General features: G+C 68.0%; 14 protein-coding genes. 7 read left to right on the top strand and 7 right to left on the bottom strand.

Going from position 1 to position 15579, the window contains the following annotated elements:
- Positions 1–57: 57 nt before the first annotated feature.
- The 3 genes from AC6LJ5_RS23790 to AC6LJ5_RS23780 form a co-directional block, all read right to left on the bottom strand.
- Positions 58–882 carry a M48 family metallopeptidase gene (locus AC6LJ5_RS23790; protein ID WP_233772494.1) on the bottom strand — a complete coding sequence of 275 codons (825 nt, stop codon included), beginning with the start codon at positions 880–882 and terminating at the stop codon, positions 58–60.
- Between the two features lie 65 nt (positions 883–947).
- Positions 948–2018, bottom strand: coding sequence for a chorismate synthase (aroC, locus tag AC6LJ5_RS23785; protein WP_103275278.1), 1071 nt, complete (start codon positions 2016–2018; stop codon positions 948–950).
- A 39-nt stretch (positions 2019–2057) separates the two neighbouring features.
- Positions 2058–3440, bottom strand: coding sequence for a putative bifunctional diguanylate cyclase/phosphodiesterase (locus AC6LJ5_RS23780; RefSeq protein ID WP_498141790.1), 1383 nt, complete (start codon positions 3438–3440; stop codon positions 2058–2060).
- A gap of 537 nt (positions 3441–3977) precedes the next feature.
- Between AC6LJ5_RS23780 and AC6LJ5_RS23775 the strand changes: the two genes are divergently transcribed.
- From AC6LJ5_RS23775 to AC6LJ5_RS23765, 3 genes are read left to right on the top strand one after another with little or no spacing between them, the layout of a single operon-like run.
- Complete coding sequence (locus AC6LJ5_RS23775; RefSeq protein WP_498141789.1) at positions 3978–5972, top strand: EAL domain-containing protein; 1995 nt, start codon at positions 3978–3980, stop codon at positions 5970–5972.
- Positions 5973–5983: 11 nt separating this feature from the next.
- Entirely contained in the window at positions 5984–6808 is an 825-nt protein-coding gene (locus AC6LJ5_RS23770; protein WP_498141788.1) for a hypothetical protein, read from the top strand.
- Positions 6805–7476: a sensor histidine kinase gene (locus AC6LJ5_RS23765; protein WP_498141787.1), complete on the top strand. Its 672-nt coding sequence runs from the start codon at positions 6805–6807 to the stop codon at positions 7474–7476. Before AC6LJ5_RS23770 ends, AC6LJ5_RS23765 begins: the two co-directional genes overlap by 4 nt.
- 21 nt (positions 7477–7497) lie before the next feature.
- Here AC6LJ5_RS23765 and AC6LJ5_RS23760 read toward each other — a convergent pair whose 3' ends face one another.
- From AC6LJ5_RS23760 to AC6LJ5_RS23750, 3 genes are all read right to left on the bottom strand, one after another.
- On the bottom strand, positions 7498–8217 hold the full coding sequence (locus AC6LJ5_RS23760; RefSeq protein ID WP_103275281.1) for a response regulator transcription factor: 720 nt from the start codon (positions 8215–8217) through the stop codon (positions 7498–7500).
- Positions 8218–8433: 216 nt separating this feature from the next.
- A complete protein-coding gene (locus AC6LJ5_RS23755) occupies positions 8434–9921 on the bottom strand; it encodes a protein adenylyltransferase SelO (protein WP_498141786.1) in 1488 nt (495 codons plus the stop codon).
- Complete coding sequence (locus tag AC6LJ5_RS23750) at positions 9918–10289, bottom strand: DUF2069 domain-containing protein (RefSeq protein ID WP_103275283.1); 372 nt, start codon at positions 10287–10289, stop codon at positions 9918–9920. The genes AC6LJ5_RS23755 and AC6LJ5_RS23750 overlap by 4 nt, the downstream gene beginning before the upstream one ends.
- Before the next feature lie 17 nt (positions 10290–10306).
- Between AC6LJ5_RS23750 and AC6LJ5_RS23745 the strand changes: the two genes are divergently transcribed.
- Complete coding sequence (locus AC6LJ5_RS23745; RefSeq protein WP_498141785.1) at positions 10307–11623, top strand: YihY family inner membrane protein; 1317 nt, start codon at positions 10307–10309, stop codon at positions 11621–11623.
- Between the two features lie 35 nt (positions 11624–11658).
- On the top strand, positions 11659–12111 hold the full coding sequence (locus AC6LJ5_RS23740) for a CBS domain-containing protein (protein WP_103275285.1): 453 nt from the start codon (positions 11659–11661) through the stop codon (positions 12109–12111).
- 267 nt (positions 12112–12378) lie between these two features.
- Here AC6LJ5_RS23740 and dusA read toward each other — a convergent pair whose 3' ends face one another.
- The gene (dusA, locus tag AC6LJ5_RS23735; protein WP_498141795.1) at positions 12379–13359 is read right to left on the bottom strand and encodes a tRNA dihydrouridine(20/20a) synthase DusA; all 981 of its coding nucleotides are present in this window, start codon (positions 13357–13359) and stop codon (positions 12379–12381) included.
- 220 nt (positions 13360–13579) lie between these two features.
- On the opposite strand from dusA, the gene AC6LJ5_RS23730 reads away from it, so the two are divergent.
- Entirely contained in the window at positions 13580–14548 is a 969-nt protein-coding gene (locus tag AC6LJ5_RS23730) for a homoserine kinase (protein ID WP_498141784.1), read from the top strand.
- Between the two features lie 68 nt (positions 14549–14616).
- Positions 14617–15420 (top strand): BPSS1780 family membrane protein, encoded by an 804-nt coding sequence (locus AC6LJ5_RS23725; protein WP_233772496.1) that lies wholly within the window; start codon positions 14617–14619, stop codon positions 15418–15420.
- Positions 15421–15579: the final 159 nt, after the last annotated feature.

Below are 15579 nucleotides of genomic sequence, written 5' to 3'. Positions count from 1 at the left end.
CGGGATTGCCCTGCACGATCCGACGCCGGCGCCATCGGCGCCGGACGGCGGCGCGCCTCAGCGGGCCGCGCGGCCCTTGCCTTTGGCCTGCTCGTACAGCGGCAGGACCTGCTCCGACGCCACCTGCAGATCGCTGATGCGCGAGGCGGCCGACGGGTGGGTGGACAGGAACTCGGGCGGCGCCTGGCCACCGTCCGCCGCGCCCATCTTCTGCCACAGCGTGACGGCGGCGCGCGGATCGTAGCCGGCGCGCGCGGCCAGCTCCACGCCCATGCGGTCGGCCTCGGTTTCATGGGTGCGGCTGTTGGGCAGCGTGAACATCACGCTGGTCAGCTTGCCGCCCAGGTCGCCGGCCTCCTTGGACCCCGTGGCGATGGACAGCACCGACAGCCCCAGATTGGTCACCATCTGCTGCGACACGCGCTCGCGCGCATGTTCGCGCAGGGCGTGGGAAATCTCATGGCCCAGCACGGCGGCCAGCTCGTCATCGGTGGGCTTGATCTTGTTCAGCAGTCCCGTGTAGACGGCGATCTTGCCGCCCGGCATGCACCAGGCGTTGACCTCGTCGCTGGACAGCACGTGCACTTCCCATTTCCAGCTCGCCGCATCGGGCCGGAACACGCCGGCCTGCGCGATCAGCCGCTGCGAGATCGTGCGGGCGCGCGCCACTTGCGCGGGATCGCGGTCCAGCAGGTTCTTGGCCTTGGCCTGCTTCAGGATGTCGCCGTACTGCTGGCCGGCCTCTTGTTCGAGCGCCTGGGCCGGCACCATGCTGGACATGTATTGCGTGCGGTTGACGCCAATGGCGCCCGACTGCGTGGTGTTCATGCCCGTGCAACCCGCCAGCACGGCAAAGACGAAGGCGGCCCCCAGGGCGCGCATGGCAGGGAAAATCCGACTCATGAAGACCTCAGATCCGCCATCATGGCGACAGGACGGCAAGCTTATCAGACGGAAACGTCCGCGCACTGCGCGCGGTGACGCAGCGCATGATCGATCAGCACCAGGGCCAGCATGGCTTCGGCGATGGGCGTGGCGCGGATGCCGACGCAGGGATCGTGGCGGCCCAGGGTCTGCACCATGACGGGCTCGTTGGCGCGATTGACCGACTGGCGCTCGACGCGGATGCTGGACGTGGGCTTGATCGCCAGCGACACCGTGACCGGCTGGCCGGTGGAAATGCCGCCCAGCACGCCGCCGGCGTTGTTGCTCAGGAAGCCGTCGGGCGTGATCTCGTCGCCATGCTCGGAGCCGCGCTGGGCGATGCAATCGAAGCCGGCGCCGATGGACACGCCCTTGACCGCGTTCAGGCCCATCATGACGTGGGCGATGTCGGCATCGAGCCGGTCATAGATCGGCTCGCCCCAGCCGGCGGGCAGGTTCTCGGCCACGACCTCGATGCGCGCGCCGACCGAATCGCCGTCGCGGCGCAGCTGGTCCATATAGGCTTCCAGTTCGGGGACGATGTCGGCGTTGGGCGCGTAGAACGGATTGTTGGGCACTTCGTCCCAGGAGACGAAAGGAATGGGAATCGGGCCGAGCTGGCTCATGTAGCCGCGCACGCGCACGCCGTGGCATTCGGCCAGCCATTTCTTGGCGATGGCGCCGGCCGCCACCGTGGGCGCCGTCAGCCGCGCCGACGAGCGCCCGCCGCCGCGCGGATCGCGCACGCCGAACTTGCGCCAATAGGCGTAGTCGGCGTGGCCGGGACGGAAGGTGTCGGCGATATTGGAGTAATCCTTGCTGCGCGCGTCGGTGTTGCGGATGAGCAGGCCGATGGGGGTGCCGGTGGTAACGCCTTCATAGACGCCCGACAGGATCTCGACCTGATCCGCTTCCTGGCGCTGGGTCACATGGCGCGAGGTGCCGGGACGACGGCGATCCAGTTCGCGCTGGATGTCGGCCGCGTCCAGTTCCAGGCCCGGGGGGCAGCCGTCGACAACGCAACCAATGGCCGGCCCGTGGGACTCGCCGAAATTCGTGACGGTGAAAAGGGTACCGAGGGTATTGCCGGACATAAGGAAGCCAATGAGGTCGGGGTTTGCACGCAACCCAGATTATGACACCGCCGAGGCCAAAGCCTGGATTTCCGCCGCCGGCGCGGGCCGGCCAAGCAGGAATCCCTGCATGACGCGGCAGCCCAGCGCCTTCAGGATTTCGCGCTGGCCTTCGGTCTCCACGCCCTCGGCCACCACCGGCAGGTGCATGGCCTGGCACAGGCCGAACAGCGCCGACACGACCTCCCTGCTGCCGGCGTCGGACTCCAGCGCGGAAATGAAGCTACGGTCGATCTTGACCCAGTCGATCGGCAGGTGCCGCAGATGGTTCAGGCTGGAATAGCCGCAGCCGAAGCCGTCCAGGGCCACGCCGATGCCCTTGGCGCGCAGGGTGTTCAGGATCTTGACGTGCCGTTCGTAGTGCAGGATGAAGATGGATTCGGTGACTTCCAGCACCAGCTTGCGCGCCGCCAGCTTGGTCTCGGCCAGCACGTCGGCCACCAGCTGCACCAGGCCGTCCTCGTTCATCTGCTTGACCGACAGATTCACGTGCACGCGCCAGGCGGCCGGCCACTGGGTGGCCTGGGAACACGCCCGCTCCAGGATCCATGCGCCCAACGGCACGATCAGGCCGCTGCGCTCGGCCAGCTCGATGGTCACGGCCGGCGAGACGCTGCCCAGCACGGGATGATGCCAGCGCAGCAACGCCTCGCATCCCTCGACCAGGCCGGAGGCGCTGTCGCAGACGGGCTGGTAGTACAGCTCGAACTGCTCCATGTTCCGCGTGGTGAGCGCCAGCCGCAGATCGTTCTCCAGGCCCTGCCGGTCCCGCTGCCGCGCCAGCAGGCGGAAATCGAACATGTTCCAGCCCGGGCCCTCGCGCTCCTTCAGCGGCACCATGGACACCTGCACGCAACGCTGCAGTTCCTCGACCGTGCGGCCATGTTCGGGATACAGCGCCGCGCCCACGCGGAACACCGCGATCAGCGGACGGCCGCCCAGTTCGTAGGACGCGCCCAGGTCCTCGAGCAGCTTGGTGGAGACCTGGGCGGCGCCCTGCTCGTCCACATCGGGAACGCAGACCGTGAACGTGTCCAGCCCGCAGCGGCCCACGATGCCGCCCAGCGCCCGGGCGACCAGGCTCAGGCGCTGCGCGACCAGCGCCAGCAAGGCCTGGTCCTCGCCCGCGCGCAGCATGGCGCTGATCTCGGCGTACTGCTCGAAACGCACCAGGAAAAAAGCGCCGCGGCGGGCATGGCCCTCGGCCTGGACCAGCCAGGCGCGCGCGCGGCGCTGCAGTTCCCGCTGGCTAAGGACCCCGGTCGCCTCGTCGCGCGTCAGGCGATGGCGCAGCACGCGCTCCCTCCGCACGAAAAGCAAACATATCGCCGCAAGTGCGCCCGCGAGCGTCAGGCACAGTGCGAGCAGGTAACTCTCACGCACGGAGCCCCCCTATCTAGAAACCCTTGGCGTCGCGGTCCGGAGTTGAACCCAAGGTCTGTAACATTTTTTAAATTATGCATTATTTTCGCAAAAAAACGCCACACTTCTGGGGGCAACGCGCCCCGTTTCCCTCGATTGCTGCTGTCTGGTGATTGCTCGCGTTTATGCATGACAGTCCTGCGATAGCGGTTACCGGCCGCCGCATCGCGCCATGCCTTGCTCCTACTACGACACATGAGCCCGAAAAATTAATACGCCTTATCTCAATAGTTGTCATCGGGAGCAATTATCACGAGCGAAATAATTGCACAGGTTGTCTGATGTCGCAGCAGATTTCGTAATATTCTGTATGTTCTGTGACATGCCGAATTACAGCGCAGGAAGCGCCGCTGAGGTATTAGTAACGTGTGTCACGTTTCTTATCCAGGTTTCTTCCCGATCGGGCACATCGGCGGCCCGTCGTCCCCCTTTTTGACGGGCTAGCCGGCAATCCGCGACACCGGCAACGGCGCTGGCCACGAAGGGAATTCCGCACACATGTCGAAACTACGCCGGTTACTCCTGTGTTCCGCCCTGCTCGCAGGCATCGTCCTGCTCGGCGCCCAGGCGCTGGGCATGCTGACAGCCCATCGCCACCTGAGCCGGCAACTGGCGCAGCAAAGCGAAAGCGGCGCGCGCACGCTTGCCTGGGTCCTGGGCCGCGCGCCCTCCACTCCTCACGAGCGTGAGGTTCTGGCTGACGAACTGTACAGCCAGGGGCTGTACGCACGTATCAGGATTGCCGACGAGGCATCCGGCGACAGCGTGGATCGCGGCCCGGACGCCACCACGGACGCCACCACGGACGCCACCACGGACGCCAGCTCAGGCGCCTGGCTCGAACGCTGGTTCTCCCTGCGCGCGCCGGCGGTCTCGCTCCCCTATGCCAGCCCCGACGGCGCCGCGCGCGGCACGGTCACCGTCCAGGGCGACGCCACGCTGGCGAACGATACGCTTTGGCAGGGCGGCGTCCGCGCCGTGGGACTGGCGCTGAGCGCCGGCCTGTTCTGGGCGCTGTTCGCCATCAGCCTGGCGCGCCGCATCGAAACCAGCGCGTCGCGCGACATCAGCCAGCGCGTGCGCGCCCTGGCGCCGGGCGCCGATGCCTCGCCATCCGGCTCCTGTGGCCTGGAAAGCGTCGACCAGGCCCTGGTCGACGCCCGCCGCCGGGTCGACGCCACGGTCGAGGAGCAGAACGCGCGGATCGAGTCGCTGCAAAGCGAGATCCACCGCGACGCCGTCACCTGGCTGCCGAACCGCAAGTATTTCATGGACCGTTTCCGCGCGGCGCTGAGCGACCGGACCGCCGAGGCGGGCGGCCACCTGCTCATGTTCCGCCAGCGCGACCTGGCGCAGATCAACCGCCACCTGTCGCGTGCGTTCACCGACCAGTGGCTGCGCTCTTCCGCCGACCGCCTGCGCAGGCTGGTCGACGCGCAAGGCGGCTCCCAGGCGCTGCTGGCCCGGATCGGCGGCTCCGATTTCGCCCTGTTGATGCCGCGCAGCAGCGCACCGCAAGCCGGCGTGCTGGCCGAGCGCGTGCGCCGCGAGCTGCGCTCGCTACGCGTACCGATGGGCAAGCACGGCTGGTGCCGCTGGGCGCTGGCCATGGCTGAATTCGCGCCCGGCGACGGCATGAGCGACACGCTGGCCCGGCTGGACCATGCTCTGATGTGCTCCGAAAGCGCCGACGATGACCAGGTCGCGCCCGCCAGCCAGGCCGCCGACAGCACCCGCATCGGCGAATACAGCTGGCACGACGCGCTGACCACCGCGCTGGAACAGCACAAGTTCGCGCTGGCGGTGCAGGCCCTGCAGGACGTGTCGGGCGGGCTGCTGCATCACGAGGCCAGCCTGACGCTGCATGACGCGTCGGGCGCCGACCCCGTGCCAGCCTCCATTTTCATGCCGCCGGCGGTGCGGCTCGGCCTGTCGGCCGAATGCGATATCCAGGCGCTGCGGCTGGGACTGGACTGGCTGTATGCGCAACATGGGGCGCTCGCGGCGCCCGTGGCGCTGGGCTCGCTGTCTCAACCCGGGTTCCTGGCCCGGCTGGAAAAGATGCTCGGCGACCGGCCCGCCCTCACCCGGCGGCTGATCATCGAAGTGGATGCCGCCGGCCTGCTCGAACAGAACACCGAGATGCGCGAGCTGTGCCGTCTGGCCACGCAGGCCGGCGCGCGCGTAGGACTGACCCGCCTGTCACAGCAATTCGGCGCCCTGGAGCACTTGCACGAATTCCCGTTTTCCTACCTGAAGCTTGGCGGCGGGTTCGTCGCCGGGCTGCTGCACAGCCCGGGCAGCCAGCATCTGGCCGCCACGGTCGCGGCGGCGGCTCAAACGCTGGGCATGGCCGTATACGCCGAGGACGTGCCGGACACAGCCACGCAATCCATTCTGGAGAAAATCGGCATCCACGCCCTGCGCGGCGCTGGCGTAAACTTCGCCCGCCCGCATGATCTTGCTCCCGACCACCAATGGGTTCCTAGTTGACGGAAGGACTGTTGCCCCGCTCCCGCACTCGCCTGCCGCCCGCCCGCGCCGCGGCGGCATCCACCCGACGCTGGACGGGCGCGTTGTGCGCTCTGCTGGCGTGGCCCGGCGCCGCCTGGGCCCAGGCGGACCTTGCCGCCCAGGCGGGCGTGCACGCGGGCCTGATCGCCGGCGCCGCACTGGCGTGCGCGCTGGTTTGCGCCGCGGCGTGGACGCGGACCCGCGACAGCGTGCAGGCCGCGGGCGTCGTGTTCCTGCTGCTCGAAGGGCTGTTCCGCACCTTGCCAAACCTGCTGCCGGCCGGCGCCCTGCAGGCAGGCTCCTATGCCGCGCTGCTCGCGCTGACAGCGCCATTCCTCGCGGGATCCGGCGGCCTGCGCGGGCTGGCGGCGGCCTGCCGCTGGGGCAGCATCGGACTGGCCGCGCTGGCCTCGCTGGCCCTGATCTTCATCTACGAAACGCATGACGGCGCGGCATCTGCCGCCATCGCGGGCGCTTGCGCGGCGGCCAGCCTGCCCTTGACGGCGGCCCTGCTGGCCGCCGGCGCGCGCCCGGGTCCGCGCCGCGTGGCCTGCCTGGTCCTGGCCGCCGGCCATGCGCTGTCCGTCTGGCTGATCGGGCGCGATGCCTGGCCGGGCGCCGGCGCAGGCGCGCCGGACAGCTTACTGGAACTGGCGCGCCTGCTGCTGGTGGCGCTTGCGCTCTGGAGGATCGGCATGCGCGCGCCAGCGCCGCGCCGACGCCCGTCCAGCCGCCCGCGGCGGCGGGTCATCAGGCCCAGGACGAGTTGCGCCTGGCAGAACTGGCCGGCGCCCTGGACACGCAGCGCCAGATGAACGCCCTGCTGTCGCACGAACTGCGCGCGCCGCTGGCCACCATCAGCGCGGCGGCGCAGTCGCTGGACATGATCCTGGCGGGCAATGGCGAGGCCGTGGACAACCGTCTGGCGCGTATCCACCGCTCGGTGACGCGCATGACCGAACTGCTGGAACAGCTGCTGACACAGGACCGCCGCGAGGAACAGGCGCTGACCCCGCGCGGCGAAGCCATCGACCTGGCGACGATGGCGCGCGACGTCGTGGCCGCCATGCGCCCCGATACCGCGCATGCCCTGGTGCTGGACGCGGACGGCGCCCTGCCCGCCTATTGCGACCGTTCGCTGACCAGCGTGGTCTTGCGCAACCTGATCCATAACGCCGTCAAGTATTCGCCCGCCAGCGAGCCCATCCGGATCGAGGCCGGCGCGAGCACGAAGGACGGCGTGCGCCAGGCATGGATCGCCGTCGTCGACCGTGGCCCGGGCATCGGGGAAGAAGACCAGCAGCGGATTTTCGAGCCGCGCTTCCGGCGCGCGGCGCATCGCGAGACATCGGGACTGGGCGTCGGGCTCTATCTGGCGCGACGCATCTGCGAAAGCCAGGGCGGCTCGCTGACCATGACCAGCCGGGTCGGCGCGGGCAGCCGCTTCGTCATCACCCTGCCGGTATCACCGCCCGCCGCCTGACGCGGCCGGCGGACGCAGCGCTCAGGCCGCGAACACGTAGCCCTGTCCGCGCACAGACAACACGGGCAGCTTCAGGCCGGCGCTCTGCGCCTTGGCGCGCAGGCGACTGACCAGCACGTCGATGCGACGCAATTCGAACCCGCCCGGGCTCTCGGGCAGGAACAATTCAGCCAGCGCCTGCCGGCTGACGGCGCTGCCAGCGGCGTCCATCAAGGCCATCAGGAACGTCCGTTCCTGCGCGCTCAGGTGCAGCGAAGCGCCATCGGGCGCGACCAGGATCCAGCCGCCATCCTGCAACGACCAGGAAGACTCGGCCGGCGTGCGCGTTTCGGCATCGGCGGGCCGCGGCGCCTTGGCCAGCCGCATGCGGCGCGCCAGGCTGCGGATCACCGAGCTCAGTTCGAGCAGGTCGACCGGCTTGGTCATGTACACGTCGGCGCCGCCCTCCAGGCCGCGCACGCGATCCTCCAGCGCGCTGCGGCCGGTCAGCATGACGATGCCAACCGGACTGAGCGCCCGCAAGCGGGTCGCGACCGAGAAACCGTCCTCGCCGGGCAGGTGCGCGTCGAGTATGACGATGTCGCACGGCTGCTCCTGCAGCCGGCGATAGAACGCCGCCGCATTGTCACAGGCGAACGCCACCCGGAAACCATAGCCGCCCAGGCCCAACGCCAACTCCTCCCGGAAGTCCGCATCATCCTCAAGCAAGCCGATACACAGCAAACCATCCGCGCCAGGCATATTCAGAGTGCTTTATTCAAATATTGTCGACAAATGCCCCAGGGATGCGGCAAGCCATCCCGAGTGTCCCGCAGGCGACAATCTTACGACTTTTACAATGGAAACGAATGATTGCAGTGAAAAAAACCGCCATATTTCACTTCCTAACACTGGTTTTTCGCGTAAATAGCCGTCAGATCAGCGCCTGCCCCCGCTTTCGCAACCTTAAACCACTGCTCAGGACGAGCAGCTGACTTCGATGCCGCCCGCCCAATCCGGAGGCAGCCCCGCATACGCCTCGTAACCACTGCGTTCGGTGTATGGGTCGCGCAACAGCTGCAGCAGCGTCCCGATCTCGCCCGCGTCTCCTTGCTGCGCCGCCCGGATCGCCTGCTCCGCCAGATGATTGCGCAGCACGTACAGCGGATTGACCCGGTTCATGGCCTGGGCCGTGTCCTGCGCCGGCCTGCCATCGGCGGCCTGACGCGCCAGCAGGCGATCCAGCCATGCCGACGCAGCGGGGCGATCGATGAACAGGTCCTCGAACGCGCTGCGACGCCCCAGCACGGCATCGGCCAGGCGGCGCCAGCACAGCGTGAAATCGGCCTGGTTCGCATCCATGAGCTTGAGCAGGTCGTCCAGCAGCGCCTCGTCCTCGGGACGCCACGACGCCAGGCCCAGCTTGGCGCCCATGCGGGCATGAAACGCGCGCGTGAACACCGCCTCGAATTCGTCCAGCACCGCGCGCAGCGCATCCGCGTCCTGCGTCAGGCTGTGCAGGCTGCCGCCCAGACGATACAGGTTCCACAGCCCCACCGACGGCTGCCGGTTCCAGGAATAGCGGCCCTGCGTGTCGGAGTGATTGCAGATGTGCGCCAGCTTGAACCCGTCCATGAAACCATACGGACCGTAGTCCAGCGTCAGTCCCAGGATGGACATGTTGTCGGTGTTCATCACGCCGTGGCAAAAGCCCACGGACTGCCAGTCGGCCATCAGCAGCGCCGTGCGCCGCGTCACTTCGCGCAGCAGGTTGGTGACGGACGCGTTCGGGTCCGCCGGCTCGCCCGCCCGCGTCTCGCGGCATTCGGGATAGTAGCGGTCGATCACGTAATCGGCCAGCGTCGCCAGGCGGTCCAGATCGCGTCGCGCCGACCAGTGCTCGAACGAGCCAAAGCGCACGAAGCTGGGCGCCATGCGCGTGACGATGGCGGCGGTTTCCACGGTCTCGCGGTACACCGGATCGTCCGACGCCACCAGGCACAGCGCGCGCGTCGTCGGGATGCCCAGGCCATGCATGGCCTCGCCGGCCAGGTATTCGCGCACCGACGAGCGCAGCACCGCGCGGCCGTCGCCCATGCGCGAATACGGCGTCATGCCGGCGCCCTTGAGCTGCAGCTCCCAGCTGCCGGCCGGCCCCTGCACTTCGCCCAGCAGATGCGCGCGCCCGTCGCCCAATTGGCCGGCCCAGATGCCGAACTGGTGGCCGCTGTAGACGGCGGCCAGCGTGTCGCCGCCGGGCAGCGGCTGCTGGCCGGAAAACACGGCCAGGAATTCCGGCGTCGCGAAAGCCGACGGGTCCAGCCCGATCAGCGCGGCGGCATCGGGATTGGCATGCAACAGGCGCGGATGGTTCAGCGGCTGCGGCGCCAACCGGGTATAGAAGGCGTCGGGCAGGGCCGCGAAGGAATTGACCGTGGTCAGCGCGTTCAAGGTGCGGGCAGTCATGCGCGTTGCCTCCGCGCGGCGCGCTTGGCGGGCCGCACATAGAAAATGGCGCTGACGAAGAAGACGGTCGACAGCAGGATCTCGCCCCAGGCCATGGCCACGGACAAGGGCGCGGGATCGGACATGGCGCGAACCACGCCTTCCATCAGATACAGCAGCGACAGCATGGACGCCCACTGATAGGTATACAGGTTGCCGCGCAGGATGCCGCGCAGCGGAAAGGCCAGCGGCAGCGCCTTGAGCAGCATCCAGGACCCGCCGGGACGCAGCGGCGCGACCACGCTTTCCCAGGCCACGCACAGCACGATCAGGGCGAACAGCGATGCCGACGCCAGCAGGCGCAGGCGAGGATTGAGTTCAGGGTTCATGCTGCTATTATCACCCGATGAATCGCCCCGCCGAGCCAGCCGCCGCCGCGTCGGCGGCCACTGCGCCTTCGTCCCCGCGCGCGTCCTGGGTGACGAGGGTCCGCCGCGCCTGGCGCTTCACGTCCCAGCGCGCCGACGAAGAGAAGCTGCTGCAGGTCGCGTCCAGCCTCACCTTCACCACGGTGCTGGCCATCGTGCCCATGCTGGCCGTGGTGCTGTCGCTGTTCACCGCCTTTCCCGTGTTCCAGGAATTCCGCGTGGCGCTGGAGGACTTCCTGGCCAACAGCCTGATGCCCCCGTCCGTCTCGGACAACATCATGGAGTACCTGAACCAATTCGCGCGCCAGGCCTCGCGGCTGACGGCCATCGGCGGCGCCTTCCTGCTGGTCACCTCGCTGTTGCTGATCATGACGATCGACAAGGCGTTCAACGACATCTGGCACGTCACCCGCCAGCGGCCGCTGCCGCAACGGGCGCTGGTGTACTGGGCGGTCATCACGCTGGGGCCGGTGGTGGCAGGGGCCAGCCTCTGGGCCACGTCCTTCGTGGCGCGCGAATCGATGGGGCTGGTGCGCGACGTGCCCGAGATCGTCAGCATGGCGGTGTCCCTGATCCCGCTGATGCTGACGGGGCTCGGCTTTGCCGGCCTGTTCGTGGTGGTGCCCAATCGCGACGTGCTGTGGCGCGACGCGCTGGTTGGCGGCTTCGTGACCGCCATCGTGCTGGAAATCATGAAGTCGGCCTTCGCCTACTACCTGACCCGCTTCCCCACCTACACCATCATCTACGGCGCCTTCGCCACCCTGCCGATCTTCCTGCTGTGGATCTATCTGTCCTGGCTCGCCGTGCTGCTGGGCGCCACCCTGGCCGCCAGCGCGCCGCTGATCCGGTTGGGACGCTGGGAGATCAACCGCTACCCGGGCGCGGCCTACGTCGACGCGCTGGACGCGTTGCGCGCACTGCGCCGCGCCCAGGCCGCCAACCCGCCTGGCCTGGCGACCAGCGCCCTGGCCAGGCAGTTGCGGCTGCACCAGGACGAGCTGAACGCCGTGCTCGAAACCCTGAACGACATGGGCCTGATCGCGCGCAGCACGGAAGGCAACTGGATGCTGGCCTGCGACGCCCGCCAGACCTCGATGACGCCCGTGGTGGAGCGTTTCCTGCTGGACCAGACCCGCCCGCGCGTGCGCAACGACGCCGAAATCCTGCGGGTGGCGGCGTCCGTCCTGGGCGGCCAGCCGGCGCCCACGCTGGAAGATCTGTGCCAAGAAGCGCAAAATACCGGAAATGAAGTGGTTCCAGCCCTCGGGACGGAAGCGCGCAAGAACACTTAAATGAAATCAGGGCGCAACCCGCCCGGGAGGAACCGATGTTGAAGGTCAGCGAGATTCTGCGCGTCAAGGGCGACACGCTCTATACGGCGTCGCCGGACATGCCGGTGTCGCAAGCCGTGCAAACCATGAGCGAGCAGGATATCGGCTCGCTCGTCATCATGGAACTAGGCACCCTGACGGGCATGCTCACGTTCCGCGAGATCATCCGCCACATGCACGAGCATGGCGGCATGCTGGGCGACACCACCATCCGCGCCATCATGGACGACGCCCCGGTGAGCGTGTCGCCCAACACCAGCGCCGACGAGGTCCAGCGCCTGATGCTGGAAAAACACGCGCGCTACATCCCCGTCATGGACGGCCCGACGCTGATGGGCGTGATCTCTTTCTATGACATGGCGCAGGCCATCGTCGCGGCGCAGAAGTTCGAGAACAACATGCTCAAGGCGTATATCCGCGACTGGCCGCTGGAAGGCGCTGAAAGATAAGACCCACCCCCGAAGCGCTGCGCGCTTCCCCCTCAAGGGGGCGCCGCTACGGACCGGAAGGATAAGTCCACCCCCGAAGCGCTTCGCGCTTTCCCCTCAAGGGGCGCCGCTACGGACCGGCGAAGCCGGCTCCGTGCGGCCTGGATTAGGGGGAGGGTTGCCAGTTTGTGAGGTGGCTTTCTTCTTGAGAGGTTGGCGTGCGCTGTAAATTCAAACGCCCCGGGCAGCTTGTGCCCGGGGCGTTTTTGTTTGTCGCTGGTGCGTCGTTCAGATGCCGGCCTGGGCGGCTTCTAGCGTGGCGTCGTGGCGGCTCGGGGCCTGGGTCTGGGTGCGCCAGGCGTCGTAGATCAGGCTGGGATTGTTGGCGGCCAACAGCGTCGGGTCGGACAGCATGCGGCGCCAGCGGCGCGCGCCGGTCTGGCCGTTGACCAGGCCGAGCATGGGGCGCGTCATCACGCGCAGCGGCACGCCCTGGGCCACCTGCCTGGCGGCGTAGGCCGTCATGGCGTCCACCACCTGGGCGTCGCTGGGCAGGCGGACCGAGGGCCAGAGCTGCAAGGACACCTCGGACAGCACGCGCGGCGTGTGCCAGGCCGCACGGCCCAGCATCACGCCGTCGAACTCGGCCGCCGCGCCCACCGACTGGGCCGCATCGGCCAGGCCGCCGTTGAGCACGAATACGGAATCCGGAAAATCGCGCTTCAGCCGCGCGACCACGTCGTAGCGCAGCGGCGGGATTTCCCGGTTGTCCTTGGGCGACAGGCCCTTGAGCACCGCGTTGCGCGCATGGGCGATGAAGACGCGGCAGCCGGTGTCGTGGATCTTGCCGACGAAGTCGCGAACGAATGCATACGAGTCGTCGTAGTCCAGCCCCAGGCGATGCTTGACGGTCACGGGGATGTCCACGGCGTCCTGCATGGCCTTGATGCAGTCGGCGACCAGGTCGGGTTCGGCCATCAGGCAGGCACCGAACGCGCCGCGCTGCACGCGCTCCGAGGGGCAGCCGCAGTTCAGGTTGATTTCGTCGTAGCCCCATTGACGGCCCAGCCTGGCGCATTGCGCCAGCGCGTCCGGCTCGCTGCCGCCCAGCTGCAAGGCCACGGGATGCTCGGCCTCGTCGAAATCCAGGTGCCGCGCGACGTTGCCATGCAGCAGCGCGCCGGTGGTGATCATTTCCGTGTACAGCCGCGCCCGCGGCGCCAGCAGCCGGTGGAAATAACGGCAATGGCGGTCGGTCACGTCGATCATGGGGGCGACGCACAGGCGCCAGTCGGGGGAGTCCAAGAATAGCTCGTCAAAACAAGGGGATGCGGTATTTTACGGCCCCCGCGGAGATTCTGCCCGCCGCGCTGCCAGCGGTCTTGCGCAGCGCGCCCGCCATGTGGTCTAAAATTGCGCCGCGGTCGCCCGGACAGGCGCGCCCGCGCCCAAGCCGCCCGCCCGTCAACCCCTGGTTTCCTCAAGCTCAATGGCCGTATTCACCCCCGTATCCGACGACGACGCGCGCGCCCTGCTGGCGCATTTCGACCTGGGCGAATTCATTTCGCTGCGGGGGATCACGGCAGGTATAGAAAACACCAACTACTTCCTCTACACCTCGCGCGGCGAATATGTATTGACGCTGTTCGAGGTGCTGACGCACGCGCAGCTGCCGTTCTATATCGAGCTGATGCACCAGCTGGCCGAACGCGGCATCCCGGTGCCGCAGCCGCAGACCCAGCGCGACGGCACGCGCCTGACGACCCTGCACGGCAAGCCCTGCGCCATCGTCACGCGCCTACCGGGCGGCTACGAACCCGCGCCCGGCGCAGCGCATTGCGCACTGGCCGGCGCCACGCTGGCCCGCACCCATCTGGCCGCCCAGGACTTCCCGATACGCCAGCCCAATCTGCGCGGGCTGTCCTGGTGGCTGGAAACCGCCCCCAAGGTCATGCCCTTCCTGGACGAAGGCCAGGCCCGCCTGCTGTCGACGGAATTGGCCGAACAGCAGGCCGCCAGCGCCACCGCGTCCTGGCAAAGCCTGCCCTCGGGTCCTGCGCACTGCGACCTGTTCCGCGATAACGTGCTGTTCGCCGGCACCTTCGACGACCCCTTGATGGGCGGTTTCATCGACTTCTATTTCGCGGGCTGCGATACCTGGCTGTTCGACGTGGCGGTCAGCGTCAACGACTGGTGCATCGAGCGGGACACCGGCGCGTTCATTCCCGAGCTGGTGCAATCCTGGCTGCGAGCCTATGCCGAGGTGCGGCCCTTCACCGACGCCGAACGGCAGGCCTGGCCGCTGATGCTGCGCGGCGCCGCGCTGCGCTTCTGGCTGTCGCGCCTGTACGACTATTTCCTGCCCAGGCCGGCCCAGACGCTGAAGCCGCACGACCCCCGCCATTTCGAAAGAGTGTTGCAAGCGCGCCACCTCCCGGGCCTGCCGGAGTTGCCGTAACAATCGTGCCCCCCATAATGGGGGGCACAGCGCGTTCACTTTCGAGAGATCATCCAACAGACCACACCATGCAAGCAGCATACCTCCCCGCGTCTTCCGGCTGGCAATGGGTCCGGGACGGTTTCCGCCTGTTCCGCAAGCAGCCCCTGGCCATGTTCCTCTGGGCCATGGCTATCAGCCTCCTGGTCATTTTCGCGACGGCGATCCCGCCGGTAGGGCCGATCCTGTTCGTGGCGCTCATGCCCATCGTCACGCTGATGACGCTGTCCGCGTGCAAGCACGTCGAGGCCGACCGCGTCATGCTGCCGTCCATGTGGCCCAAGCCGCTGCAGAAACCCGGCGTCTTTCGCAAGCTGTTCCTCATGGGCCTGCTCTATGCGGCGCTCTGCATGGTGATCGGCCTGCTGGCCTTCCTGCCGTTCTCCGGCTCGCTGTCCGAGGCCGTGCGCGTGGCCTCGATGGAAAAGGACATCACGCCGCTGTTGTCCGCCCTGATGGTCCCCCTGACCGTCTTTGGCGTGCTGTACGTGATCGTCGCCGCGCTGTTCTGGCATGCGCCAGTGCTGGTGGCCTGGCACGGTCTGCGCCTGACGCAGGCGCTGTTCTTCTCCGGCGTCGCCTGCTGGCGCAACAAATGGGCCTTCCTGGTGTACGGCGCCGCCTGGGTCATGGTGTTCCTGTTCATCGACCTGTGCGCCGGCATGCTCGTGACCATCGGCCTGTCGCCGCAGTTCGCGGGCACGCTGCAGGTGCCGTTCAATATCGCGGCGGGCGGCGTGCTGTACTGCAGCTTCTATCCGGCCTATACCTCCGTGTTCGGCATCAACGACGCCGCCGCGCAGCTCGACAACGGCAACGGCGCCCAGGCATAGCGCCACGCGCCGCGGCGCCAGCGCCCGGCGCAGTTCAAGCACGCGTCCCGAGCGCGATACGAAGGCCACGTCTATGGGATGGCGCATGCCGAAGGTATGCACCGCGAAACACGGCGTGAGCAGGATGCCCACCCTCGGGCCCGGCGGCTTGCGCCACGC

This window comes from Achromobacter sp. 1011791174 (assembly GCF_059760925.1).
Note: the sequence above shows the minus strand (reverse complement) of the source record. Positions and strands in the feature narration are given on the sequence as shown.

What these genes read in the sequence shown, in the direction of transcription:
- AC6LJ5_RS23790 (WP_233772494.1), bottom strand. Translation starts at nt 882, where the DNA reads ATGCGCGCCCTGGGGGCCGCCTTCGTCTTTGCCGTGCTGGCGGGTTGC.
- aroC (WP_103275278.1), bottom strand. Translation starts at nt 2,018, where the DNA reads ATGTCCGGCAATACCCTCGGTACCCTTTTCACCGTCACGAATTTCGGC.
- AC6LJ5_RS23775 (WP_498141789.1), top strand. Translation starts at nt 3,978, where the DNA reads ATGTCGAAACTACGCCGGTTACTCCTGTGTTCCGCCCTGCTCGCAGGC.
- AC6LJ5_RS23765 (WP_498141787.1), top strand. Translation starts at nt 6,805, where the DNA reads ATGAACGCCCTGCTGTCGCACGAACTGCGCGCGCCGCTGGCCACCATC.
- AC6LJ5_RS23760 (WP_103275281.1), bottom strand. Translation starts at nt 8,217, where the DNA reads ATGCCTGGCGCGGATGGTTTGCTGTGTATCGGCTTGCTTGAGGATGAT.
- AC6LJ5_RS23755 (WP_498141786.1), bottom strand. Translation starts at nt 9,921, where the DNA reads ATGACTGCCCGCACCTTGAACGCGCTGACCACGGTCAATTCCTTCGCG.
- AC6LJ5_RS23750 (WP_103275283.1), bottom strand. Translation starts at nt 10,289, where the DNA reads ATGAACCCTGAACTCAATCCTCGCCTGCGCCTGCTGGCGTCGGCATCG.
- AC6LJ5_RS23745 (WP_498141785.1), top strand. Translation starts at nt 10,307, where the DNA reads ATGAATCGCCCCGCCGAGCCAGCCGCCGCCGCGTCGGCGGCCACTGCG.
- AC6LJ5_RS23740 (WP_103275285.1), top strand. Translation starts at nt 11,659, where the DNA reads ATGTTGAAGGTCAGCGAGATTCTGCGCGTCAAGGGCGACACGCTCTAT.
- dusA (WP_498141795.1), bottom strand. Translation starts at nt 13,359, where the DNA reads ATGATCGACGTGACCGACCGCCATTGCCGTTATTTCCACCGGCTGCTG.
- AC6LJ5_RS23730 (WP_498141784.1), top strand. Translation starts at nt 13,580, where the DNA reads ATGGCCGTATTCACCCCCGTATCCGACGACGACGCGCGCGCCCTGCTG.
- AC6LJ5_RS23725 (WP_233772496.1), top strand. Translation starts at nt 14,617, where the DNA reads ATGCAAGCAGCATACCTCCCCGCGTCTTCCGGCTGGCAATGGGTCCGG.